The sequence below is a fragment of the Mycolicibacterium lacusdiani genome (assembly GCF_021916785.1).
GTDB classification, from domain to species: domain Bacteria; phylum Actinomycetota; class Actinomycetes; order Mycobacteriales; family Mycobacteriaceae; genus Mycobacterium; species Mycobacterium lacusdiani.
Map to the genome: position 1 here is coordinate 1 of NZ_JAKCFC010000014.1, position 24,452 is coordinate 24,452.

20 protein-coding genes and 1 pseudogene are annotated in these 24,452 nt (G+C 67.7%); 14 read left to right on the top strand and 7 right to left on the bottom strand.

What is annotated here, in order from left to right; all coding sequences use genetic code 11:
- Positions 1-325 (top strand): annotated as a pseudogene (locus LOK44_RS28040) (MCE family protein); the annotation flags it as partial.
- A gap of 198 nt (positions 326-523) precedes the next feature.
- Here the strand turns inward: LOK44_RS28040 and LOK44_RS28045 are convergent.
- From LOK44_RS28045 to LOK44_RS28065, 5 genes are all read right to left on the bottom strand, one after another.
- On the bottom strand, positions 524-991 hold the full coding sequence (locus LOK44_RS28045; protein ID WP_237573365.1) for an SRPBCC family protein: 468 nt from the start codon (positions 989-991) through the stop codon (positions 524-526).
- Positions 992-1,056: 65 nt separating this feature from the next.
- A complete protein-coding gene (locus LOK44_RS28050) occupies positions 1,057-1,875 on the bottom strand; it encodes an ATP-binding cassette domain-containing protein (RefSeq protein WP_237573366.1) in 819 nt (272 codons plus the stop codon).
- Between the two features lie 4 nt (positions 1,876-1,879).
- Entirely contained in the window at positions 1,880-2,938 is a 1,059-nt protein-coding gene (locus LOK44_RS28055; RefSeq protein WP_237573367.1) for an ABC transporter permease, read from the bottom strand.
- 57 nt (positions 2,939-2,995) lie between these two features.
- The gene (locus LOK44_RS28060; protein WP_237573368.1) at positions 2,996-3,982 is read right to left on the bottom strand and encodes a substrate-binding domain-containing protein; all 987 of its coding nucleotides are present in this window, start codon (positions 3,980-3,982) and stop codon (positions 2,996-2,998) included.
- Between the two features lie 200 nt (positions 3,983-4,182).
- On the bottom strand, positions 4,183-5,598 hold the full coding sequence (locus LOK44_RS28065; RefSeq protein ID WP_237573369.1) for a sugar porter family MFS transporter: 1,416 nt from the start codon (positions 5,596-5,598) through the stop codon (positions 4,183-4,185).
- A 224-nt stretch (positions 5,599-5,822) separates the two neighbouring features.
- Between LOK44_RS28065 and LOK44_RS28070 the strand changes: the two genes are divergently transcribed.
- Positions 5,823-6,884 (top strand): LacI family DNA-binding transcriptional regulator, encoded by a 1,062-nt coding sequence (locus LOK44_RS28070; RefSeq protein WP_237573484.1) that lies wholly within the window; start codon positions 5,823-5,825, stop codon positions 6,882-6,884.
- Here LOK44_RS28070 and LOK44_RS28075 read toward each other — a convergent pair.
- Positions 6,854-7,585 (bottom strand): GntR family transcriptional regulator, encoded by a 732-nt coding sequence (locus LOK44_RS28075; RefSeq protein ID WP_237573370.1) that lies wholly within the window; start codon positions 7,583-7,585, stop codon positions 6,854-6,856. The two genes, LOK44_RS28070 and LOK44_RS28075, sit on opposite strands and share 31 nt — an antisense overlap.
- Before the next feature lie 152 nt (positions 7,586-7,737).
- Here LOK44_RS28075 and iolC point away from each other — a divergent pair, with 152 nt between their 5' ends.
- From iolC to LOK44_RS28115, 8 genes are all read left to right on the top strand, one after another.
- Positions 7,738-8,709 (top strand): 5-dehydro-2-deoxygluconokinase, encoded by a 972-nt coding sequence (gene iolC, locus LOK44_RS28080; protein WP_237573371.1) that lies wholly within the window; start codon positions 7,738-7,740, stop codon positions 8,707-8,709.
- Positions 8,702-9,607 (top strand): Cgl0159 family (beta/alpha)8-fold protein, encoded by a 906-nt coding sequence (locus tag LOK44_RS28085; RefSeq protein ID WP_237573372.1) that lies wholly within the window; start codon positions 8,702-8,704, stop codon positions 9,605-9,607. The genes iolC and LOK44_RS28085 overlap by 8 nt, the downstream gene beginning before the upstream one ends.
- 33 nt (positions 9,608-9,640) lie before the next feature.
- A complete protein-coding gene (iolB, locus tag LOK44_RS28090) occupies positions 9,641-10,507 on the top strand; it encodes a 5-deoxy-glucuronate isomerase (protein WP_237573373.1) in 867 nt (288 codons plus the stop codon).
- A gap of 3 nt (positions 10,508-10,510) precedes the next feature.
- Positions 10,511-12,454 (top strand): 3D-(3,5/4)-trihydroxycyclohexane-1,2-dione acylhydrolase (decyclizing), encoded by a 1,944-nt coding sequence (gene iolD, locus LOK44_RS28095; RefSeq protein WP_237573374.1) that lies wholly within the window; start codon positions 10,511-10,513, stop codon positions 12,452-12,454.
- Between the two features lie 22 nt (positions 12,455-12,476).
- Entirely contained in the window at positions 12,477-13,397 is a 921-nt protein-coding gene (locus LOK44_RS28100) for a sugar phosphate isomerase/epimerase family protein (protein ID WP_237573375.1), read from the top strand.
- A 5-nt stretch (positions 13,398-13,402) separates the two neighbouring features.
- The gene (locus LOK44_RS28105) at positions 13,403-14,443 is read left to right on the top strand and encodes a Gfo/Idh/MocA family protein (protein ID WP_237573485.1); all 1,041 of its coding nucleotides are present in this window, start codon (positions 13,403-13,405) and stop codon (positions 14,441-14,443) included.
- 1 nt (position 14,444) lies between these two features.
- Positions 14,445-15,320 (top strand): sugar phosphate isomerase/epimerase family protein, encoded by an 876-nt coding sequence (locus LOK44_RS28110; RefSeq protein ID WP_237573376.1) that lies wholly within the window; start codon positions 14,445-14,447, stop codon positions 15,318-15,320.
- A 138-nt stretch (positions 15,321-15,458) separates the two neighbouring features.
- Entirely contained in the window at positions 15,459-16,250 is a 792-nt protein-coding gene (locus LOK44_RS28115; protein ID WP_237573377.1) for a sugar phosphate isomerase/epimerase family protein, read from the top strand.
- 123 nt (positions 16,251-16,373) lie between these two features.
- Here the strand turns inward: LOK44_RS28115 and LOK44_RS28120 are convergent, their stop codons facing one another.
- Complete coding sequence (locus LOK44_RS28120; RefSeq protein ID WP_237573378.1) at positions 16,374-18,548, bottom strand: glutamine synthetase III family protein; 2,175 nt, start codon at positions 18,546-18,548, stop codon at positions 16,374-16,376.
- 180 nt (positions 18,549-18,728) lie between these two features.
- Here LOK44_RS28120 and LOK44_RS28125 point away from each other — a divergent pair, with 180 nt between their 5' ends.
- The 4 genes from LOK44_RS28125 (at position 18,729) to LOK44_RS28140 (ending at position 24,451) form a co-directional block, all read left to right on the top strand.
- Positions 18,729-19,814, top strand: coding sequence for a YncE family protein (locus LOK44_RS28125; protein WP_237573379.1), 1,086 nt, complete (start codon positions 18,729-18,731; stop codon positions 19,812-19,814).
- 32 nt (positions 19,815-19,846) lie between these two features.
- Positions 19,847-22,219, top strand: coding sequence for an FdhF/YdeP family oxidoreductase (locus LOK44_RS28130; RefSeq protein WP_237573380.1), 2,373 nt, complete (start codon positions 19,847-19,849; stop codon positions 22,217-22,219).
- Entirely contained in the window at positions 22,207-23,031 is an 825-nt protein-coding gene (gene fdhD / locus LOK44_RS28135; protein WP_237573381.1) for a formate dehydrogenase accessory sulfurtransferase FdhD, read from the top strand. Before LOK44_RS28130 ends, fdhD begins: the two co-directional genes overlap by 13 nt.
- A 109-nt stretch (positions 23,032-23,140) precedes the next feature.
- Positions 23,141-24,451 (top strand): glycosyltransferase, encoded by a 1,311-nt coding sequence (locus LOK44_RS28140; protein WP_237573382.1) that lies wholly within the window; start codon positions 23,141-23,143, stop codon positions 24,449-24,451.
- The last annotated feature ends 1 nt before the right edge of the window (position 24,452 follow it).

Genomic DNA, 24,452 nt, shown 5'->3' on the forward strand with positions numbered 1-24,452 from the left:
CCTGGCCCCGTTCGTCAAGGCGCCGCCCGCGTATCAACCCGGTGTGGTCATCAACGCCAGCTTCAACTTGGGCGTGGAACGGTACCGCTACCCCGACGATCTCCCGATCGTGGCAGCAAAGAGCGGCTCGTCCTGCAAGGACCAGATGCTGCCCGCGGTCCCGAACGGCAAGCGGCCGCCCTTCCTGGTCACCGACATCGGCGCCAACCCCTGGAAGTACGGAAATCAGGGCGTCCTGCTGAACTCGGATGCACTCAAGCAGGCACTGTTCGGATCCGTGCAGGGACCGCCCCGCAACAGCGCACAGATCGGGATGCCCGGATAGCCGGACGCGGATGCATTCTGCGGTGTGCAGTGTGCTGATCCGCCTGATGAGTACGGACAACCGCGCCATCGCGTGGCTGGTAGACGGTCGAGCCCGTCCGGGGTGCGGCTCAGGACGACGTGCAAACATCAAAGGACGCACGCTGAGCCGCGACATCGACAACGCCGCACAATACTCGGCATGCGGGTCCGCAAGAGCCTAGGCGAACCGCTCGGCGAGCGCCGTCAGCGTCGACTCGATGCCCTCGGCGTTCTTCTTGTGGAACCCGGTCAGCTCGATGAAGAACGGTGCCTTGGCGGTCGAGTAGTCGAAGGTCTCCGTGACCTTCGTGGTGCCCGGGCTGACCTCCGTCAGTTCCCAGCGCCAGCGATGGCCGAGCGGGTGCTGCCACTCGACGAGGCGATTCTCCTCGACTGCCGTCGCCCTCGACTTGATCTTGTAGGGCACCCCGTACTGCGTCATGCCCACCGTGAACGCGTCACCCTGGTGCAGCCGGTGCGGGCCCTTCACGTCGACGTCGCGCACGGTGCCCGACCCGTCGATCTCGGGGTGCCGGTGCGGGTCGACGATCAGTGCGAACACGTCGGCGACGGGCGCGGCGACCTGCACGCTGCGGCTCACGGTGCGCGGGCCGGCGTCTTCTGTCTTCGGGGTGCTCGAGGTCATGCTCCCCACATACCCGCAGGCCCCGCCGACCAATCGGTCGGCGGGGCGTAGAGCGACGGGGTGAGCTACTTGCGGCCCAGTTCGTGCGACAGCGCCTCCAACTCGTCGCCGCCCGCCATCTGCTGGGTCAGGTGCTCGAGCGTGATCTCGTCATAGCTGCAATCCAGCTTCTGCTGGCCGCGATTGAGCAGGACGAAGTGGTCACCGACCATGTGCGCGTGGTGCGGGTTGTGCGTGATGAACACGACGCCGAAGCCTGCCTCCTTGGCCGCGGTGATGTACTTCAGCACCACTCCGGACTGCTTGACGCCCAAGGCGGCCGTCGGCTCGTCGAGGATCAGGACGCGGGCACCGAAGAACACGGCACGGGAGATCGCGACGCACTGCTTCTGCCCGCCCGACAGCGATCCGATCGGGACGTCGACGTCGGGCAGATCGATGCCCATCTTCGACAATTCGGTCAGCGTGGTGGCCCGCATCGCGTTCGCGTCGAGGGAGAACGGGAACGACTTCTTGCGCAGCTCCTGGCCAAGGAAGAAGTTGCGCCACACCGGCATCAGGGGGACGACGGCCAGGTTCTGGTACACCGTGGCGATGCCCTTGCTCAGCGCGTCGGCCGGAGAACCGAACGTCATCGGCTCGCCGTCGACGAGGAGTTCACCGTCGGTCTGCTGATGTAGGCCCGAGATGATCTTGATGAGCGTAGACTTTCCCGCGCCGTTGTCGCCGAGGATTCCGGTGACCTCGCCCGCGTGGACGCGCAGACAGATGTCCTTGAGGGCGGTGATGTTGCCGTAGGACTTGCCGACGTTCTTGAGTTCGACGAGCGGCACCTTGCCACCGGACGGGGCCTCGCTCGGCTGGGTTTCGACCGTTGCAGTCATCGGGTCACCTCTTCGCTGCGTAGTTGCGGAAGGCATTGTTGGCGATCACCGCGAAGAGCAGCATCGCGCCAAGGAAGAACTTGAACCAGTCGGGATCCCAACCGGCGTAAACGATTCCCTGGTTGGTCATGCCGAAGATGAACGCGCCGATGGCGGCACCGATCGCCGTTCCATAGCCACCTGTGAGCAGGCAGCCGCCGATGACCGCGGCGATGATGTAGAAGAACTCGTTGCCGATGCCCTGGCCGGATTGCACGGTGTTGAAGTTGAACAACAGGTGCATGCCGACGAACCAGGCGCAGAAGCCGACGAACATGAACAGCCCGATCTTGACCTTCGTCACCGGGACGCCCACTGCGCGTGCGCTGTCGGCGTCGCCACCCACCGCGAAGATCCAGTTGCCGATCTTGGTCTTGAACAGCACCCACGTCGCCACCGCGGTGAAGAGCAGCCACCACAGCACGGTGATCTTGACCTGCACGCCGAAGACCGTGAAGGCGTGGGCGAACACCCACTGGCCCGATGCCCAGCCCTGCATGTCGCTCACGCTTTGCGTGGCGACCTGTCCGGCAACCAGTTTCGTGACCGCCAAGTTGATGCCGGCCAGCATGAAGAAGGAACTCAGCGTGATCAGGAAGCTGGGGATCTTGGTCTTCATCACCAGGTAGCCGTTGAGGAAGCCGACGCTCAGTGCCAGGACGAGCGAGAGCGCCGCCCCCACCCACAGATTGAGGTGCAGGTTGAAGGCCAGCATCGACGCCGCCAGCGAGCTGAACGTCACCGCCACGCCCGCCGACAGGTCGAACTCGCCGCCGATCATCAACAGCGCGACGCCGCACGCCATGATCCCGATGGTCGAACTTGCGTAGAGCACGGTCGCCAGCGAGGACGCCTCGCGGAACGGTGCTGCGACGACCAAGAAGAAGACGAAGATGCCGATGGCGCCGATGCCAGCGCCCATCTCGGGGCGGATCAGGAAGCGCTGCAGTCGATTGCGCTCCTTGACCCGTTCGTCGTGGACGACCTTGCGATCTCCCATGTCCAGATCTGCCTGAGTTGTCATGGCCTTGCCTCTCCGCCAGTCGTGGTCAGCGTCGTATAACCGGTGCGCACGTTCCCGTCACCGTGTTCCGTTCTTGGCGTATTCGGCCACCGCATCGATGTTCGACTGGTCGATGAACGCGGGTCCGGTCAGCGTGGGCTGACCGCCGCCGATCACGTTGCCGTTGCTCAGGTACAGCCACAGCGAATCGATGGCGAGGTAGCCCTGCAGGAACGGCTGCTGGTCGACGGCCCACTGCACGTCGCCTGCCTTTATCGCGTCGACCAATGCGGCGTTGGTGTCGAACGTGCCCACCTTGGCATCGCTGCCGACGCCCTTGGCGGACTGCACCGCGGTCAGCGCGAACGGCGCACCGAGCGCCACGATGTAGTCGATGCCGGCGTCCTGCTGCAGCTTGGCGGTGATCGTGGACTCCACCGACGGCATGTCCTTGCCGTTGACGTTGAGGATCTCGGTGGCCGGGAATGTGGACTTCACGCCTGCGCAACGGGCTTCGAGGTCGACGTGGCCCTGCTCCTGGATGATGCACAGCGCCTTGGTGGCGCCCTCGCCGCGGAGTCGGTCACCGACGCCTTGCCCGGCGATGAATCCGTCCTGGCCGAAGTACTCCTTGACGCCCATCCCCTTCCAGGCGTCCATGCCGGCGTTGAAGGCCACGACCGGGATGCCCTTGGCCTCTGCCGCCTTCACTGCGGCCTGCATGGCGTCGGGCTTCGCCAGCGTCACGGCGATGCCCTTGACGTCGCTGTCGATGGCACTCTGCACCAGGTTGGCCTGGTTGGGCGCCTCGGGGTCATTCGAGTAGCGCAGTTCGACGTTGTCCTTCTTCGCCGCGGTCTCGGCGCCCTTGCGGACGAGGTCCCAGAACGAGTCGCCGGGAACTTCGTGCGTGATCATCGCGATCGTCATGCGCGGGGTGTCGACGGTTCCGCCGCCTCCGCCGTCGCCGGACGCCTCCGGTTTTCCACCGGTCGACGAACACGACACGATGCTCACCGCCAGTACGCCCGCTCCCACGATCGCCGCAAGCCGCTTCAACGCCATTGTCTGTCTCCTTGTCTCGACACCCGCCGGGCCGCTTCGTCGATCCGATGGGACCGTGCGCTGCGACACGCCTCACCGGTGATGTAATACGGCTCACACCGGAAAGTCAAGACTTTGTTAGGACATTCGGACTGCAGGTCAAATGCCGGGACAGGCCGCCGGCACGCGTATTGGCCGGTCAGACGGCGTCGCCCGCGAGTCTAGGCGGGGGTCATCTGCGCCATTCCCCGGCCATCCTGGGCTTCGAATCGCTCTTCGAGTTCCTCGAGTGACGTTCCCTTCGTCTCCGGGACGAACCGGTGCACGAAGACCCACGAACCGAGGTTCACCACGACGAACAGCAGGAACGTGCCGGTGGACCCGAGCGCCGAGTTGAGCACCGGAAAGGCGAACGAGATGATGGCGTTGGTGCACCAGAGCACGAAAACCGCAATCCCCATGGCGAATCCGCGGATGCTGAGCGGAAAGATCTCTGACAGCAGCAACCACACGCACGTGCCGATGAACATCTGCACGAAGCCGACGAAGAGGATCATGCAGGCCAGGATGACGTAGCTGCGGGTGGTCGATTCCGCCATGAGGAATACCAGCGACAGCGCCAGTTGGGAGCCGGCGACCCCCGCGAACCCGATCAGGAGCATCGTGCGTCGGCCGACGAACCCCAGCAGGACGATGCCGATGATGGTGGTTACCACCGAGGTCACCCCGACGGCGATGGTCGCCACCAGGGATGCACTGACCCCGAGCCCACTCTCCTCGAGGATCGTCGGTGCGTAGTAGTTGACCGTGTTGATGCCGGTGGCTTGCTGCACGATCGCCAGACCGCAACCGATCACCACTACCCGTCGGATCCACGGCACGTCGCGGATGACGCTGAGCGGGGTCTTCTTGGTCTTCAGCATGTGGCTGGTGTGCTCGACGATGAGCGCGTACTCCGCATCGGCATCGGCAGGTGTGCGACTGAGCCCCAGCACGTTGCGCGCTTCGGTCATCCGGCCCTGAAGGCCGTACCAGCGCGGCGAGTCCGGCAGGGCGAACATGCCGACGAAGAGCGCGATGGCGGGCACCACGGCCACTGCGAGCATCATCCGCCACACGTGTGGATCCTGAATGAAGTGGTCCAGCAGGGCATTCGTCGCGAAGGCCAGCATCTGGCCGGTGACGATCATCAATTCGTTGATGGTCACCATGCGGCCGCGGCGCTCGGCGGGCGCCATCTCCGCGAGGTAGAGCGGGCAGGTCACGGCGGCCGCTCCGACTCCGAGACCGAGCACTATTCGCGCCGCCACCATCAGTTCGACGTTCGGGGCGAGCGCGCAACCGAGTGCGCCGACCAGGAAGAGGCCCGCGCACACCAGCAGGCTGCGCTTGCGTCCGATCCGGTCGGCCACCCGTCCGCCGAACAGGGCGCCGAAGGCGGCTCCCGGGAAGAGCAGGGAACTGACGACCGTCGCCTCCCCGAAGGCACTGAGGGCGAGGTCGTCCTTCATGTAGAGCAGTGCACCGGAGATCACGCCGGTGTCGTAACCGAACAGCAGGCCGCCGAGGGTGGCGATCACGGTCAGTTTGGTGAGGAAGCGTCCGGACGCTGGGTCCGTGGTGCTCGACGTCGACATGGCGATGGCTCCTTGAGGTGGACGAAGTATCAAATGGGTTGCAGCACAGTGACAGCCGTGATCACGAGCATGCCGGCCGCGCGGTATGGACGCCGCGTCCCGTTGCGGGACACCTTTTCGATCGATTCAAACTAAAGCGCGTTAGTTGCGCGCGTTAGGTCTAATATGGGTGCGACGGCCCGCTGTGTCAACCGTCACAACCGAGGGAGATTCACATGGGGACCATGCCCGCACCTGCGGGAAACGCTCGGCGCCCCACCATGGCCGACGTCGCCGCCAAGGCGGGTGTCTCGCGGACCCTGGTCTCGTTCATCCTCGATGGCAAACCAGGGGCGAGTAAGGACACCAGGCAGCGCGTACTCGCCGTCGCCGCCGAACTGGGCTACCGCCCCGACTCCGCCGCACGTCTGCTGGCGCGTGGGCGCAGCCGCACGCTGGGAGTCCTGATGGACGTTCGGGAACTCTTCGAAGCCGAACTCGTCACCGGGATCTACCCGGCAGCCGAGGAATTGGGCTACGAGGTACTGCTGTCGGCGAACCTGCCGGACCGCGACGAGGCGGTCGCGGTGGAAGCGCTGCTGAGCCACCGCTGCGGCGGGCTCATCCTGCTCGGCCCGACGGCGGAGACCGGGTATCTGCGCTCCCTCGCCGAACGGGTGCCCGTCGTCGTGGTCGGACGCAGGCTGTCGGGTCGTTCCGCGGGAGCACGTCCCGCGACCGTGCGCACAGACGACGCCAAGGGCATGCGGCAGGCGGTCGAGTACCTCGTGGGACTCGGCCACCGCGACATCCATCACGTCGACGGCGGGTCCGACCCTGGATCCGCCGACCGCCGGCGGGCCTACCTGGCGGCGATGCGACGGCAAGACCTCGCGGCGCACGCCCGGGTGATTCCCGGTGCGCACAACGAGTTCGCGGGCGCTGCGGCCGCGCGGACCATGCTCGAGCAACCCGAGCTGCCGACCGCAGTGCTCGCAGGCAACGACCGATGCGCCCTCGGCCTGCTCGACGTGTTCACCCGGGCGGGCGTCGACGTTCCGGGGGATCTATCCCTGATCGGCTACGACGACAGCCGCCTCTCCGACAACCCGAGGATCGACCTGACCACCGTGCATCAGGACGCACCGGGGATCGCGCGTCATGCGGTGCGGATCGCGATCCGGATGCTCGAAGGCGACCCCGCCGACGAGCACGTCGTGCTCGATCCCACCCTGATCGTGCGCGGCACGACCGCCCCGCCGGCCAGCTCCGCGGGTCAGCGATCGACCAGCGTGGTCTCGAAGTAGTAGCGGGAAGCGCGATAGCAGTGACTACCGAACTCGACCGCACGACCGGAGTCGTCGAATGCCGTGCGGCTCATGGTCAGCAGCGGCGCACCGGGCTTCTCGCCGAGCAGTTTCGCCTCCGGCTTGGTCGCAGGCTTGGCGCCGATCCGCTGGCGCGCCAGCCGGATGTGTATGCCGCGGGCACGCAGCGCCTGATAGAGCCCGCTGGCTTCGAGTTCCTCGGGGCCCGGCGCCAGTTCCGCGGGAAGGTAGTTCGTCATCACCGCCAGCGGTTCGCCGTTGGCGCAGCGGAGGCGCTGAATCGTCACGACCTCCGAGTCGACCGTCAGGTTCAGCTCGACGGCGATCTCCTCGTCGACGGTGATGCGGCGATAGTCGAGCAGGTCGGTGGTGGGCTGCTGACCCGCACGGGCGAGGTCGTCGAAGAGGCTCGTCAACTCGACGCGACGGTGGACGGGGTTCTGCACCACCTGCGTTCCGACGCCGCGCTTGCGGACCAGCAGACCCTTGTCGACGAGTTCCTGGATCGCGCGCCGCGTCGTGGGCCGCGACAGCGCGAGCCGGCTGGCCAACGCGAGTTCGTTCTCGAAGCGGTCACCGGGAGCCAGTTCGCCATCACGGATCGCGGCCTCGATCGCCTGTGCCAGTTGGTGGTACAGCGGAACCGGGCTGGACCTGTCGATATCAACCGCAATGGGCACGTCTGCTCCGATCTTGGGCCTTGACCAGAAGGGTAGCTGCACGATAGCACTGACATGATCGCAAGTCAGAATGTCAGGACAAACTATTGACATCGCGGAGTGACGCGAGGCACAGTCGTAAGCAACCATCGCCCACCATCCTGGGAGCCAAATTGACCAGCACGGAACCGTTCGACGTCGTCGCCATCGGGCGTAGCGGCGTCGACGTCTATCCCCTGCAGACGGGGGTCGGACTGGAGGACGTCGAGACCTTCGGCAAGTTCCTCGGCGGCAGCGCGGCCAACGTCGCCGTCGCCGCAGCCCGGCTCGGCAACGACACCGCGTTGATCTCCGGCGTCGGGTCGGACCCGTTCGGCCGCTACGTGCGCGCCGAGCTGAACCGGCTGGGCGTCGACGACCGCTTCGTCACCGTGCACGGCGAATACCCCACGCCCGTCACGTTCTGCGAGATCTTCCCGCCCGATCACTTCCCGCTGTACTTCTACCGCAAGCCGTCCGCACCGGACCTGCAGATCCGCCCCGACGAACTCGACCTCGACGCGATCCGCAACGCGCGGCTCTACTGGTCGACCGTGACCGGGCTCTCGGAGGAGCCGAGTCGCAGTGCGCACTTCGCAGCCTGGGCTGCCCGCGAACGGCGTCCGCTGACGGTGCTCGATCTCGACTACCGCCCGATGTTCTGGGCGACGCCCTCCGCCGCCACCGAACAGGTTCAGCAGGCGCTGGGTCAGGTCACCGTCGCCGTCGGCAATCGCGAGGAGTGCGAGATCGCCGTCGGTGAGTCGAACCCGCGCAAGGCCGCCGAGGCCCTGCTCGATCTCGGCGTCGAACTGGCCATCGTCAAGCAGGGCCCCCGCGGGGTGCTCGGCAAGACGCGGCACAGCTCGGTCACCGTCGCGCCGAACGACGTCGACGTCGTCAACGGTCTCGGTGCGGGAGACGCGTTCGGGGGCAGCCTGATTCACGGACTGTTGCGCGGATGGCCACTGGAGAAGACGTTGCGCTACGCCAATGCGGCCGGCGCCATCGTGGCGACCCGGCTGGAGTGCTCGACGGCGATGCCGACCACCGCCGAGGTCGCCGCACTCGCCGAGCAGACTGCCGTGGAGGCCGTCAATGTCTGACGTGACGCGCACTCCCGTTGCCCGCCCCGTATGCGCGGACTACGCCGCGGTCACCGAGGCGCGCGCCGCCGACCCCGGCGCCGTCGCCAAGGCGTGGCAGGCCCGTAGCACCCGGCCGACCGTTCGCGGTGACGGCCGGTTGATGATCGTCGCCGCCGACCACCCCGCCCGCGGCGCACTGGCGGTCGGCGCACGGCCGACCGCCATGAACAATCGTGTCGATCTGCTGGATCGGCTGCGCGCCGCGCTCGCCGATCCGGGTGTGGACGGCGTGCTGGCGACCTCGGACATCCTCGACGACCTCGTACTGCTCGGGGCTCTGGAGGACAAGGTGGTGTTCTCGTCGTTCAACCGCGGCGGGCTGGCCGGATCGGTGTTCGAACTCGACGACCGCATGACGGCTGCCACTCCCGCCTCCACCGCCGCGGCGCGGATGAACGGCGGAAAGATGCTGTGCCGCATCGACGTCGACGACCCGGGCACGGTCAATACGATGACGGCGTGCGCGCAGGCGATCGACGAACTCGCCGCACACGGCCTCATCGCGATGGTGGAACCGTTCATGTCGGGCCGGGTGAACGGCAAGGTCCGCAACGACCTCTCCCCCGACGCCGTGATCAAGTCCATCCACATCGGCCAGGGGCTCGGCTCGACATCGGCGTACACGTGGATGAAGCTGCCGGTCGTCGACGAGATGGACCGCGTCATGGAGGCGACGACCATGCCGACGCTGCTGCTGGGCGGCGATCCCACCGACGCAGACGAGGCGTTCGCCAGCTGGGAGAAGGCGCTCGGGCTGCCGTCGGTGCGCGGGCTCATCGTCGGCCGCACCCTGCTCTACCCGTCCAACGACGACGTGTCGGCCGCCGTCGCCACCGCCGTCGCGATGGTGCGCTGACCATGGGCGAGCGAAGCGACGGGGGACGTTGACATGCACAGCGATCTCTACATCCCCGCGCGTAGCGCCGAACCGCCGTTGGCCGTCGACGTCACGCCAGAGTCGGCCGGCTGGACCGAGTCCAGCCTGCAGGTCGTCGAATTGGTCGACGGGACAACACTGGAAATGGCGACCGGCGGGACCGAGGTCATGATCCTGCCGCTGGCCGGCGGCGGCACCGTCGAATGCGCTGCTGAGACCTTCGAGTTGTCGCCACGGGCATCGGTGTTCGACGGTCCGGCGGACATGGTGTACCTCGGCATCGACCAGTCCTACGCGATCAACGGCACGGGTCGCTTCGCGATCTGCGGCGCCCGCGCCAAGCGTGCGTTCCCGAACCGGCGGGTCGCAGCCGCCGACGTCTCGGTCGAGTTGCGCGGCACCGGACACTGCAGCAGGCAGGTGCACAACTTCGGCACCGCAGGCGTCTTCGAGGCCGACTCGCTGATCGCCTGCGAGGTGATCACGCCGGGCGGGAACTGGTCGAGCTACCCGGCGCACAAGCACGACGAGAACACGCCGACCCAGAGCGAACTCGAGGAGATCTACTACTTCGAGATCGCCCCAGGACCGGGAGATTCCCGAGGCTTCGGCTATCACCGGGTGTACGGCACCCCGGAGCGTCCGATCGAGGTCCTCGAAGAGGTGCGCACCGGCGACGTCGTGCTGGTTCCCCACGGTTATCACGGGCCGTCGGTCGCCGCGCCCGGCTACCACATGTACTACCTCAACGTCATGGCCGGACCCGGCGACGAACGCGCATGGAAGATCGTCGACGACCCGGAGCACGCCTGGCTCCGCGGCACCTGGGACGACCAGCCGATAGACCCCCGCCTACCCCTCCACGAGACAGGAGCCTGACCCATGGTCTCCACTGCACCGAAGCGCGCCGAGAAGACGCCCGACGGCGAGCCGACGGTCCGACTCACGGTCGCACAGGCCTGCATTCGCTTCCTCGGCAAGCAGTACGTCGAGCGCGACGGCGAGCGGACCAAGTTCTTCGCGGGCTGCTTCGGCATCTTCGGCCACGGCAACGTCGCTGGGCTCGGCCAAGCGCTCCTCGAGGACGAGGTCACCGCCCTCGACGCAGGGACCGAGCCGCTGCTCCCCTACGTGCTGGGGCGCAACGAACAGGCCATGGTGCACAGCGCCGTCGCCTACGCGCGGCAGAAGGACCGACTGCAGGCGTGGGCGGTCACCGCGAGCGTCGGTCCCGGCGCCACGAACATGCTCACCGGCGCCGCACTCGCCACCATCAACCGGTTGCCCGTGCTGCTGCTGCCTGCCGACACGTTCGCCACCCGCGCGAGTTCCCCCGTGCTGCAGGAACTCGAACTCCCGTCCAGCGGTGACGTCACGGTCAACGACGCGTTCAAGCCGCTGTCGCGCTACTTCGACCGGGTGTGGCGGCCCGAGCAGCTGCCCGCCGCACTGCTCGGCGCCATGCGGGTGCTGACCGACCCCGTCGAGACCGGTGCCGCCACCGTCGCAATCCCACAGGACGTCCAGGCCGAGGCGCACGACTGGCCGGAATCGCTGTTCGCCGAACGCACCTGGCACGTGGCACGGCCGCTGCCGGAGCGTTCGGTGATCGCGCACGCAGCCGACGCGATCCGCTCCGCCCGCACGCCGCTGATCGTGGCCGGCGGCGGCGTCGTCTACTCCGGTGCCACCGAGGCACTCGCGGCGCTCTGCGAGCAGACCGGCATACCCGTCGGGATGAGCCAGGCGGGCAAGGGCGCACTGCGCTACGACCATCCGCAGTGCATGGGCGCCATCGGATCCACCGGCACCACCGCTGCCAACGCGCTGGCCACCGACGCCGACGTCGTCATCGGGATCGGCACCCGCTACAGCGACTTCACGTCCGCATCCCGCACGGCCTTCACCAACCCGGACGTCAGGTTCGTCAACGTCAACGTGGCATCGCTGGACTCGGTGAAACAGGGCGGCATCAGCGTCGTCGCCGATGCCCGCGAGGCGATCGACGCCCTGCGCGAGGCCCTTGGCGACTACTCGGTGGACGCCGACTACCGCGACCGCACCGCCGCACTGGCCATGGAGTGGGACGACACCGTGTCCGCCGCCTACGCCGTGGAAGAAGGGGTGGCGCTCAACCAGAACCAGGTGATCGGACTGGCCAACACGCTGAGCGACCCGCGCGACGTCGTGGTCTGCGCCGCGGGTTCGATGCCCGGGGACCTGCACAAGCTCTGGCGCACCAGGGATCCCAAGGGCTACCACGTCGAATACGGCTACTCCTGCATGGGCTACGAGGTGGCAGGCGGACTCGGCGTGCGGATGGCCGACGAGTCCCGCGACGTGTTCGTCATGGTCGGCGACGGGTCCTACCTGATGATGGCCACCGAGCTGGTGACGGCCGTGCAGGAGGGCATCAAAGTCATCGTCGTCCTGGTGCAGAACCACGGGTTCGCTTCCATCGGTGGGCTTTCCGAGTCGCTGGGGTCGCAGCGGTTCGGCACCGCCTACCGCTATCGCAGCGGCGACGGCAGGCTCGACGGCGACAAGTTGCCCGTCGACCTCGCCGCCAACGCTGCCAGCCTCGGCGCCGACGTCATCAAGGTCGCTACCGCGGCGGAGTTCGGCGACGCCGTCAAGGTGGCCAAGGCCAACGACCGCACCACCGTGATCCACGTCGAGACCGATCCACTGATCTTCGCCCCGGACAGCGAGTCCTGGTGGGACGTTCCGGTCAGCCAGGTGTCGCAGCTCGAGTCCACCCGCACCGCATACCAGAGATACGCCGACTGGAAGACCATCCAGCGGCCCCACATCCGCCCGTCCTGATCGCAGAGAGATACCAAACACCATGTCGCGCATACTCGTCGGATCTGCCCCCGACTCCTGGGGAGTGTGGTTCCCCGATGACCCGCAGCAGACGCCGTACACCCGGTTCCTCGACGAGGTGGCCGAATCCGGCTACGAGTGGATCGAACTGGGTCCGTTCGGCTACCTGCCCACCGACCCGAAGCAGCTCGCAGACGAGCTGGCTGCGCGGGGGCTCAAGCTGTCGGCAGGCACGGTCTTCGAGCACCTGCACCAATCCGTGTCCCGTGGGGACGACGCATGGAACTCGGTGTGGAACCAGATCGAGGACGTCGCGAGGCTGACGGCGGCGGTCGGCGGCAAGCACGTCGTCGTCATCCCCGAGATGTGGCGCGACCCGTCGACCGGCGCCGTGCTGGAGGACCGCAACCTCACGGCCGAGCAATGGCACCAGAAGACCACCGGCATGAACGAACTCGGCAGGGCGATGTACGAGAAGTACGGCGTCCGTGCGCAATACCACCCCCATGCGGACAGCCACGTCGACACCGAGGAGCACGTCTACCGCTTCCTCGACGGCACCGACGGCGAGTTCGTCAACCTGTGCCTGGACACCGGCCACATCAGCTACTGCGGTGGCGACAACATCGCGATCATCCGCCGAGCTCCCGAACGGATCGGCTACCTGCACCTCAAGCAGGTCGACCCCGAGGTGCGCGCCAAGGTCGAAGCCGAAGACCTGCCGTTCGGCGAGGCCGTCAAGCTCGGCGCCATGATCGAACCGCCGCTTGGCATTCCGGACATGCCGCCGCTGCTGGCCGAGATCGAGAAGCTCGGCATCGACGTGTTCGCCATCGTGGAGCAGGACATGTATCCCTGCGAGGCCGACGCCCCCCTGCCCATCGCCCAGCGCACCCAGAAGTACCTCGGGTCGTGCGGCGTTCCCTCCGTCCGCTTCAACTGACAAGGATCATGGACATGTCTGACTTGCGTGTGGCCGTCCTCGGCGTCGGCGTCATGGGCGCCGATCACGTCGCCCGCCTGACCACCAAGATCTCCGGCGCCCGAGTCGCCGTGGTGAACGACTTCGTGACCGAGAAGGCCGAACAGATCGCCGCCGGCATCGACGGATGCCGCGCGATCACCGACCCGCTGGACGCGATCGCCGACCCCGACGTCGACGCCGTCGTGCTCGCCACTCCCGGACCGACGCACGAGAAGCAGCTGCTCGCCTGCCTCGAACACGGCAAGCCCGTGCTGTGCGAGAAGCCGCTGACGACGGACGTCGCCACGTCGCTCGAGGTGGTGAAGCGCGAGGCAGAGTTGGGCAGGCGCCTGATCCAGGTCGGCTTCATGCGCCGGTTCGACCACGAGTACGCGCGGCTGAAGGCGCTGCTGGACTCGGGCGAGCTGGGGCGGGCCCTCGTGCTGCACTGCGCGCACCGCAATCCGGCGGTGCCGCCGTACTTCGACAGCGCGATGATCGTCAGGGACTCGCTGGTGCACGAGGTCGACGTCACCCGGTTCCTGTTCGACGAGGAGATCACCTCCATCCAGATCGTGAAGCCGGCCGCCAGTCCCGGTGCGCCCGAGGGCCTGGCCGATCCGCAGATCGCCATCATGCGGACCGCGTCGGGCAGGCACGTCGACGTGGAACTCTTCGTCACCACTGGCGTCGCCTACGAGGTGCGCACCGAGGTCGTGGCCGAGAAGGGCAGCGCCATGATCGGACTCGACGTCGGCCTGGTGCGCACTCGCGGCGACGGCACGCGCGGCGGCCAGATCACGCCGGGCTTCCGCGAGCGCTTCGGCCAGGCCTACGACACCGAGTTCCAGCGCTGGGTCGACGCGGTCCACCGTGGGTCGGCGACCGGCGACTTCACCGACGGACCGAGCGCGTGGGACGGCTACGCCGCCGCCGCGGTGTGCGAGGCCGGCGTCGAGTCGCTCGACAGCGGGCTACCCGTCGAGGTGGCGATGGTGGACCGCGCGACGATCGCGGGCGCGTGACGTGAAGATCGCACTCGATCCGACACCCTTCCACCACGACTACGAGCTGCTCGAACTCCCGGCTCTGGTCGCGGAATTGGGCTATGAATACCTGCAACTCACCCCGCACCGGGACTTCATCCCGTTCTTCAACCATCCCCGGGCGGACGACGCCCTGGTCGCGAAGTTCCGCACGGCGTGCGCCGATGCGGGCGTCGGCATCGCCTCGGTGCTGCCGGTGCTGCGCTGGTCCGGCCCCGACGAGGATGCCCGGGAAGCGGCCGTACGAAACTGGAAGCGGGTCGTGCAGATCACCGTCGACCTCGGCGTGAACGTCATCAACACCGAGTTCTCCGGCAGGCCCGAGAAGGCCGAGGAGTCCGAGCGGGCGTTCTTCCGGTCGATGGAGGAATTGGTACCGATCTTCGAGCGCGAGGGCATCGACGTGCGGATCGACCCGCACCCTGACGACTTCGTCGAGGACGGCATGGAGGCACTGCGGATCATCCGTGGGGTGAACTCGCCGAACATCGGGATGGTCTACGTCGCGTGCCACACGTTCCACATGGGTGGTGCCATGGGTGACATCATGCGGGCCGCGGGCGACAAGCTGCGGCTGGTGCACGTCGCCGACACCATGGACCATCACCGCAGTCACGGTCTGCGCTACATCACCAATCCGCCGGGCAATCCGGTGCGCGTGCACCAGCACCTCAAGATCGGTGACGGCGACGTCGACTGGGACGAGTTCTTCGGCGGCCTGGGCGAACTCGGCTTCTACGACCGCCCCGACACCGTCATGGTGTCATCGGTGTTCGCCGAGGACGAGACCGCGCACGACGTCTCGCGCTACCAGCTCAAGACGATGACCGACTACGTCGCCAAGCACGGCGGCTAGGTTTCTCCGGCGAGCGTGCGTGTCTGCGGGCGACACGCCGGGTCAAAACCCGAGTTCGTGCACGCTCGCGCTGAGGAGTGGCATGACGAACCCCGACTCGTCGCGACCACATGGACGAGCGCTGGCGATACGTCACCGATGCACGTCCCTTCGATCAGCCCCGTGCCGATCGCCGAGCGCATCCGCGCGATCGCCGACGCGGGGTACGTCGGCATGGGCCTCATCCAGGACGACCTTCGAGCCATTCGCGACTCCATCGGATTCGGTCATCTGCGGCACCTGATCGAAGACGCCGGGCTGACACACGTCGAGATCGAACTCATCGAGAGGTGGTGGATCCCCCGCGGCGCCGCCGACCACTCGTTCGAGGTGCGCGAGTTGCTGTTCGACGCGGCGGACGTCCTGTCGCCAACCTTCATCAAGATCGGCTCGGAACTCGGCCCGCCGGCCTCCCGGCCAGAGACGCTCGTCGAGCCGCTGCGGCGACTGGCCGACGAGGCCGCCGACCACGGCACCAGGATCGCGATCGAGACCATGCCGTTCTCGCGCATCGCCACGGTGCCGATGGGCGTCGACATCGTCACTGCCGCAGGCCATGCCGGCGTGGGCCTGCTGGTCGACGCGTGGCACGTGTTCCGCGCGGGCACATCGCTCGACGAGCTGCGCGACGCCCTGAAACCGGGGATGGTGTTCGGCGTCGAACTCGACGATGCGGCCGCCGAGGTCGTCGGCACGCTGTTCGAGGACACCGTGCACAACCGCCTGCTGTGCGGCCAGGGCGTCTTCGACCTGCGAAATCTCGTCGAGGTCCTGCGCGACAACGGCTTCGACGGACCCTGGGGTGTCGAGATCCTGTCCGACGACTTCCGTGCGCTACCCGTGCCGGAGGCGCTTCGGGTCGCAGCGGATACTGCTCGCGCGATGCTGTAAAGCCGGCAGGTGCGGCTTCCCCCGGGAGGAGACTCACGCGCCTCTCCCCGCGAGCGTGCGCAGACTCAGGTCTGGGCACGGCGTGTCGCCCGCAGACACGCACGCTCGCGGGAAAACGGGCGTTTAGAGGATGTAGAGCATCTCCTGGTAGGTCGGCAGGGGCCAGAGGTCGTCGGCGACGAGGTTCTCCAACGTGTCGGCGGCCCAGCGGACGTCGTCCATCAGCGCCAGCAGGCTCTGCGCGTGCGCGGCCTCCTCGGCGGCCGAATCCCCGCCGTGCGCGTCCATCCCGGCCTTGAGTGCCGTCAAGGCGGCCGTCAGGTCGGCGATCGGCGCGGACACCGTCTTGAGCATCGTGAGGTCGGGTTCCATCCCGGCTGCCTTCAGCGTCGCGACGTTCTGGGCCAACTCGGTCTGGTACCGGATGGCTGCAGGCAGGATGACCGTCGACCCCATTTCGAGGGTGAGCTTGGCCTCCACTCCGACTGTCAGCGCGTACATCTCGTAGCGCACCTCTTCGCGGCTGTGCAGCTCGCGCGCGTTGAAGACGCCGTACTTCTCGAACACCTCGATGGCCTCGGGCTTGCCGAGTTCGGGGATCGCGTCGAGCGTCGTCTTGAGGTTCGGCAGTCCGCGGGCCTCGGCTTCGACCTGCCAGTTGTCGGAGTAGCCGTCGCCATTGAACACCACCGCGCCGTGCTCGGTGATGATCTCGGTCAACAGCTTCTGCACGGACTCGTCGAAGTCCGCGCCCTCGCCGACGGCCTTCTCCAGCCACGTCGCCATGTAGTCGAGCGAGTCGGCCATGATCGTGTTCAAAATGATCATCGGCACGTTGATCGTCTGGCCCGAGCCAGGCGCGCGGAACTCGAAGCGGTTGCCGGTGAACGCGAACGGGCTGGTGCGGTTGCGGTCGCCGGGATCGGTCGGCAGCACCGGCAGGGTGTCGACGCCGATGATCATGGTGCCCTTGCCCTTCGACGACGTCGCCGCACCCTTGGCGATCTGCTCGAAGACGTCGGCCAGTTGATCGCCCAGGAAGATCGAGATGATCGCGGGCGGCGCCTCGTTGGCACCGAGGCGGTGATCGTTGGTCGCCGAGGCCACCGAGACCCGCAGCAGCCCGGAGAACTTGTGCACCGCCCGGATCACCGCGGCGCAGAACACCAGGAACTGCGCGTTCTCGTGCGGGGTGTCACCGGGCACCAGCAGGCTGCCGAATTGCGCGTTGCCCAGCGAGAAGTTGACGTGCTTGCCCGACCCGTTGACGCCGGCGAACGGCTTTTCGTGGAACAGACACTCCATGCCGTGCTTCTTGGCGATGTTCTTGAACGTCGTCATCAGCAGTTGCTGGTGGTCGGCGGCGATGTTGGCCCGCTCGAACATCGGGGCGATCTCGAACTGCCCTGGCGCGACCTCGTTGTGGCGGGTCTTCGCCGGGATGCCGAGTTTGAACAGCTCGCGCTCGGTGTCCATCATGAAGCCCAGTACCCGGTCGGGGATGGCGCCGAAGTAGTGGTCGTCGAACTCCTGGCCCTTGGGCGGCTTGGCGCCGAACAGCGTGCGACCCGCGTTGATCAGGTCGGGGCGCGACAAGAAGAAGTGCCGGTCGACCAGGAAGTACTCCTGCTCCGGGCCACAGAAGGACACGATGTGGTCGAAGTCGACGTGGCCGAACAACTTCAGGATGCGTTCGGCTTGGGCGCCCATCGCCTGCTGGCTGCGCAGCAGCGGCGTCTTGTAATCCAGGGCCTCACCGGTCATCGAGACGAACACCGTCGGGATGCACAGCGTGTTGCCGTTCGGGTTCTCCAGGATGTACGCGGGGCTGGTGACGTCCCAGCCGGTGTAGCCGCGCGCCTCGAACGTGCTGCGCAGGCCACCCGACGGGAAGCTCGACGCGTCCGGCTCGCCCTGGATCAGCGTCTTGCCCGCGAACTCGGCCAGCGTCTGGCCGTCGCCGACGGGCTCGAGGAAGCTGTCGTGCTTCTCCGCGGTGAGGCCGGTCATGGGATAGAAGACGTGCGCGTAGTGGGTGGCACCCTTGGACAGCGCCCAGTCCTTCATCACCGAGGCGACGGAGTCGGCGATAGCGGGGTCGAGCTTGGCGCCCTTCTCGATCGTCGCGACGACGGACTTGTACGCCGCCTTCGGCAACCGCAGGCGCATCTCGGCCAGCGTGAACACGTTGGCGCCCCAGATCTCGCCGGGCGCCTCGGCCGGGTCGAAGCTGATGGCCGGAGGCACGTAGGCCTCGACGTTGGTGATGGCCTGCAGGCGCACCGCGTTTCCGCTCATGGGGTTCCTATCGCTGCGTGTGCCCGCACACGATTCGCGGACTCGACCGGCCCACCGTAGGAACGCTGGATGCCGAACTCGTTACGTCCGCGTCACCGACAGAATTCGCTACCCGTGACGTCTTCTTGACGGATCTTCGCCACACGAGCCACTAGCCGGTTTCGCGGGTAGACCGCCAGCATGCGAACGTTCGCCATCACCGCCGTCGCACTGCTCGTCGCGGCGTGCGGGTCGCAGGACACGTCACCGACGCCATCGACGAGCCAGGGGGCCGCCGCACCGGCCACCACGACGGGCCTGCTGCCGCCCGGCGTTCCGACCGAGGGCACGCGCCCGCCGTCGGATCAGCTGCCGCCACCCGCCGAGCCCCAGCGTGCCCCCGCGCCCACCGTCACACCGCCGGGACGCCTGGTGCCCGTGGGCACCGCCCCGGAGGGCGTCGTCGTCGATGCGGTGACCCGAACGGTGGCCGTCGCCAAGCGCGACCCCAACGAACTGGTGCTGATCAACGCCGACACCGGTGCGGTCACCGGCAGGACGCCGCTGCCGGGATTCGTCCGACACCTACAGCTCGCGCGTCCGGGCGGGCCGGTCCTGGTGCCGGTGGAGAGCGCCAACGCCCTGGTCCGGGTCGACCTGCCCGGCGGCGCCGCAGAACCTCAGATCATCACCGGCACCGTGCCCCACGACGCGTCCGAGACGCCCAACGGGACGCTGTTCGTCGCCAACGAACTGGGTGGCACGACCACGGTGCTGCGGGGCGACGAGATCGTCAAGGTGTTCACCGAGAGCGTGCAACCCGCCGGCATGGCGCCCGTCGGGGAACTGATGGGCATGCTCGACGTCCGCAAGAACGACCTCACCGTGTACGACGCCGACGCCCTCACCATCAGGGGGTCGACCCCAGCCGGTGACGGCCCCACCCACCTCGTCGCCGACAAGCACGGCCGGTTCGTCGCCACCGACACCCGCGGCGACGCCATCCGGGTGTTCGACACCGCACCGCGCGAACTCGCGAGCGTCGAGCAGCCCGGCGGGCCCTACGGCATCGCCTACGACCCCACCCGCGACCGGCTGTGGGTGGCGTCGTCGGGAACCAACGAGGTCGTCGGCTACGACATGGCACAGCCGACGCCACGCGAAGTCGCCAGGATCACGACCGTCCAGAATCCATACACACTCGGGGTCGACGCCACCACCGGCCGCCTCTTCATTGCGGGCGTCACCGCCGGGGTGATCCAGATCGTCACCCCGCCCGACCGCTGAAGCGCCCGCGGCGGGAAGCCTAGGCTGGAGGCATGGCGATTCGGTTGCGGCGGGGACGCGGCGTCACGCGGGACATCGAGGTCGATTACGACGAGCATGCGGCCACGGCCACCGGGCAGGAACACGAGGCCGCAGGCGTCAAGGCCGTGATGGTCTCGCTGCAGCGCAGCGTCAAGTCGATGGGCCCGTTCCGCACTGCGGCGTCACTGGTGCGACTGAACCAGCGCAAGGGTTTCGACTGCCCCGGTTGCGCCTGGCCCGAGGAGCACGGCGGCCGCAAGTTCGCCGAGTTCTGCGAGAACGGCGCCAAGGCCGTCGCCGAGGAAGCCACCAAACGCGTCGTCACCCCGGAGTTCTTCGCCAGGCACTCGATCGCCGACCTCGAGGGCAGGCCCGAGTACTGGCTCTCCCAGCAGGGCCGCCTGACCCACCCGATGGTCCTGCGCGCCGGTGACGACCACTACCGGCCCATCGACTGGGCCGACGCCTACCGCCTGATCGCCGACGAGCTACGCGCACTCGACGACCCCGACGGTGCCGTCTTCTACACCTCGGGACGCACCAGCAACGAAGCCGCGTTCCTCTACCAGCTGCTGGTGCGCAGCTTTGGCACCAACAACCTGCCCGACTGCTCCAACATGTGCCATGAGTCCTCGGGTGCCGCGCTGACCGAGAGCATCGGGATCGGCAAGGGCTCGGTCACGATCGCCGACGTCACCGAGGCCGACCTCATCATCGTCGCGGGGCAGAACCCCGGCACCAACCACCCGCGCATGTTGTCGAGCCTGGAGAAGGCGAAGGACAACGGCGCCAAGATCATTGCGATCAACCCGCTGCCCGAGGCCGGCCTGATCCGCTTCAAGGATCCGCAGAAGGTCAACGGCGTCGTCGGGCACGGTGTCCCGATCGCCGACGAGTTCGTGCAGATCCGCCTCGGCGGCGACATGGCCCTGTTCGCCGGTCTGGGCCGGCTGCTGCTCGAGGCCGACGACCGCGCACCCGGCACGGTTGTCGACCGCGAGTTCATCGCCGATCACTGCGCCAACTTCGATGAGTACGAGAAGCGCACCCGCGCAATTGATTTGGACACCGTCGTCGCGGCTACCGGCATCGACCGGGCGCAGCTCGAGCAAGTGGCCCGCATGCTCGCCGACTCCGAGCGCACCGTCGCCTGCTGGGCGATGGGGCTGACGCAGCACAAGCACGCGGTGGCGATGATCGCCGAGATCTCCAACCTGCTGCTGTTGCGGGGCATGATCGGCAAGCCCGGCGCTGGCCTGTGTCCGGTGCGCGGCCACTCCAACGTCCAGGGCGACCGCACCATGGGCATCTGGGAGAAGATGCCCGAATCGTTCCTCTCTGCCTTGGATCAGCGCTTCGGCATCACCAGTCCGCGCGAGGACGGCCTCGACACCGTGGGCGCCATCCGCGCGATGCGCGACGGCCGGGCCAAGGTGTTCATGGCGATGGGTGGCAACTTCGCCCTGGCCACGCCGGACACCGCGGTCACCGAGGCCGCGCTGCGCAATTGCTCACTGACGGTGCAGGTCTCGACCAAGCTCAACCGCAGCCACGTGGTGCACGGCAAGTCCGCGTTGATCCTGCCGTCACTGGGCCGCACCGACCGCGACGTCCAGGCCAGCGGCAAACAGCAAGTCTCCGTAGAGGATTCGATGTCGATGGTGCACCTGTCGCGCGGCAGCCTGCACCCGCCGGGCGAGGAGGTGCGCAGCGAGGTGGCGATCGTGTGTCAGCTCGCCCGCGAGTTGTTCGGCTCGACACACCCGGTGCCGTGGGAGGCGTTCAACGACGACTACGACGCCATCCGGGACGCGATCGCCGCTGTGGTGCCGGGCTGCGCCGACTACAACGCCAAGGTGCGTGCGCCCGACGGCTTCCAGCTTCCACACGGCCCGCGCGACTCCCGCGAGTTCCCGACCCACACCGGGAAGGCGAACTTCGCCGTCTACCCGCTGGAATGGGTGCCCGTGCCCGAGGGCAGGCTGGTGCTGCAGACGCTGCGCAGCCACGACCAGTACAACACCACGATCTACGGCCTCGACGACCGCTACCGCGGCGTTCGTGGTGGCCGCCGGGTGGTGTTCGTGAACCCCGCCGACATCGCGGCGTTCGGTCTCTCCGAGGGATCTCGGGTCGACCTGGTGTCGGAGTTCGCCGACGCCGACGGCGGCATCTCCGAACGGCGGGCGAAGGACTTCATGGTGGTGCCCTACTCGACGCCCGTCGGCAACGCCGCGGCGTACTACCCGGAGACCAACTCGCTGGTGGCGCTCGACAACGTCGCCGAGAAGTCCAATACCCCGGTGTCGAAGGCCGTCGTCATCCGGTTCGAACCGGCCAGCGCGGCAGAGGATCTCGTCAGCGGGGCGTCATGGGACGCGTGACGGTACGGCGGCGCGCCAGTCACCTCACCGCCGAGTCGACCACCACCAGACCCGAGACGCTGGCCGTCGAGGAGCCGCTCGAACTGCGGATCGACGGCACCGCCATCACCGTCACCATGCGCACCCCCGGCTCGGACGTCGAACTGGCACAGGGCTTCCTGCTCACCGAGGGCGTGATCGGCGGCCGTGACGACATCGCCCGCGTCGAGTACTGCCGCGGTGCCGGTCCGGATGGCATGAACACCTACAACGTGCTCGACGTCCGTCTGACGCCGGGCGTGCCGATGCCCGACGTCGACGTGACCCGCAACTTCTACACGACCTCGTCGTGCGGCGTGTGCGGCAAGGGCTCCATCGACGCGATCCGTCAGATCAGCAGGCACTCCCCCGGCGACGACCCGACGGTGGTCAGCGCCGAGACGCTCACCGCGATGCCCGACCAACTCCGCAGCGCCCAGCGGGTATTCGCCAGCACCGGCGGACTGCACGGGGCGGCGCTGTTCACCGCCGACGGGACGATGCTCGTGGTGCGCGAGGACATCGGCAGGCACAACGCCGTCGACAAGGTGATCGGGTGGGCCGTGGAGAACCAGCGCGTGCCGCTCACCGGCACGGTCCTGCTGGTCAGCGGCCGCGCTTCGTTCGAGCTGACGCAGAAGGCCGTGATGGCGGGCATCCCCCTGCTGGCCGCCGTGTCGGCGCCGTCGTCGCTCGCCGTCGACCTCGCTTCCCAGGCCGGCCTGACGCTAGTGGCCTTCCTGCGCGGCCAGTCGATGAACGTCTACAGCAGGCCCGACCGCGTCACGCACTGACGCATCTGCACCACTTCTCCACGCTTTCTCCACCCAGCCTCCAAGTGCGAACACCCTCGATCGCGAAGCATCGACGTCAGTCGCAAACCGCTTCGAGAGGACGTTCACCATGGCCGAGATCCTGATCGCCGCCTGCCCACCCCTAGGTCACGTCGCACCGTTGGCGAGCGTCGCGCGCGGCCTCGTCGCCCGCGGCGACCACGTCACGTTCCTGACCTCGGCCAGGCATGCCGACAGGGTGCGCCAAACCGGCGCGCGCTTCCACCCACTGCCCTACGGCGCCGACTACGACGACTCGTCCTTCGACGCCGACCTTCCCGGCCGCGCCGAGACGTCGGGCGTCGCACGGGTCAACTTCGACGTCGAACACGTCTTCGTGCGCCCCATGCCGCACCAGGCCGCCGCACTCGACGAACTGTTGTCGGACAACCACTTCGACGCCGTGGTGGCCGACGCGTTCTTCCTGGGCATCCTGCCGATGTTGCTCGGCGACCGTGCGGACCGGCCGCCGGTGCTCACCTACTCCACCACGCCGCTGTTCCTCAGCAGTCGTGACACCGCGCCCGGAGGGACCGGGGTACTTCCGATGCCGGGTCCTCTGGGGCGGGTGCGCAACAAGGTACTCAACGCCGTGGCGCAGCAGGTGCTGCTGCGCGCATCGCACCGCTCGGCCAACACCATGCTCAAGGCACTCGGGCTGCCGAAGCTGCCGATCTTCCTGCTCGATTCCGCGGTGCTCGCCGACCGGCTGATCGTGCCGACGGTGCCCGAGTTCGAGTATCACCGCTCCGATCTGCCGGACCACGTGCGCTTCGTCGGCGCGGTCACCCCCGCGCCGACGGACGCGTTCGTCGCACCCGAGTGGTGGGGCGAGCTGTCGTCGGGCCGTCCCGTCGTCCACGTCACCCAGGGCACCATCGACAACGCCGACCTGACCCGACTGATCGAGCCCACCATCGCCGCGCTCGCCGAGGAGGACGTCACCGTGGTCGTCACGACCGGCGGCCGTCCGGTGTCGCAGATCGGTCTGCCGCTGCCGTCGAACACGTTCGTCGCCGAGATCATCCCCCACGACGTGCTGCTGCCCGCGGTCGACGTCATGGTGACCAACGGCGGCTACGGCGCAGTGCAGCGGGCACTGCTCGACGGGGTGCCGCTGGTCGTCGCGGGCAACACCGAAGACAAACCGGAGGTCGCCGCCCGGGTCGAATGGTTCGGCGCCGGGGTGAACCTGCGCACCGGGACGCCGAGCGCCGAAGCAGTCCGGGCGGCGGTGACCGACGTCCTGGGTAGTGACCGCTACCGCTCCGCCGCACGCCGGTTGCAGCGTGCGTACGCCGGCCGCGACGGGGTCGCGGCGATCGGATCGCTCATCGACGAGGTCATCGACGAGACCACCCGCGAGCCGCTGCGTGTCTAGC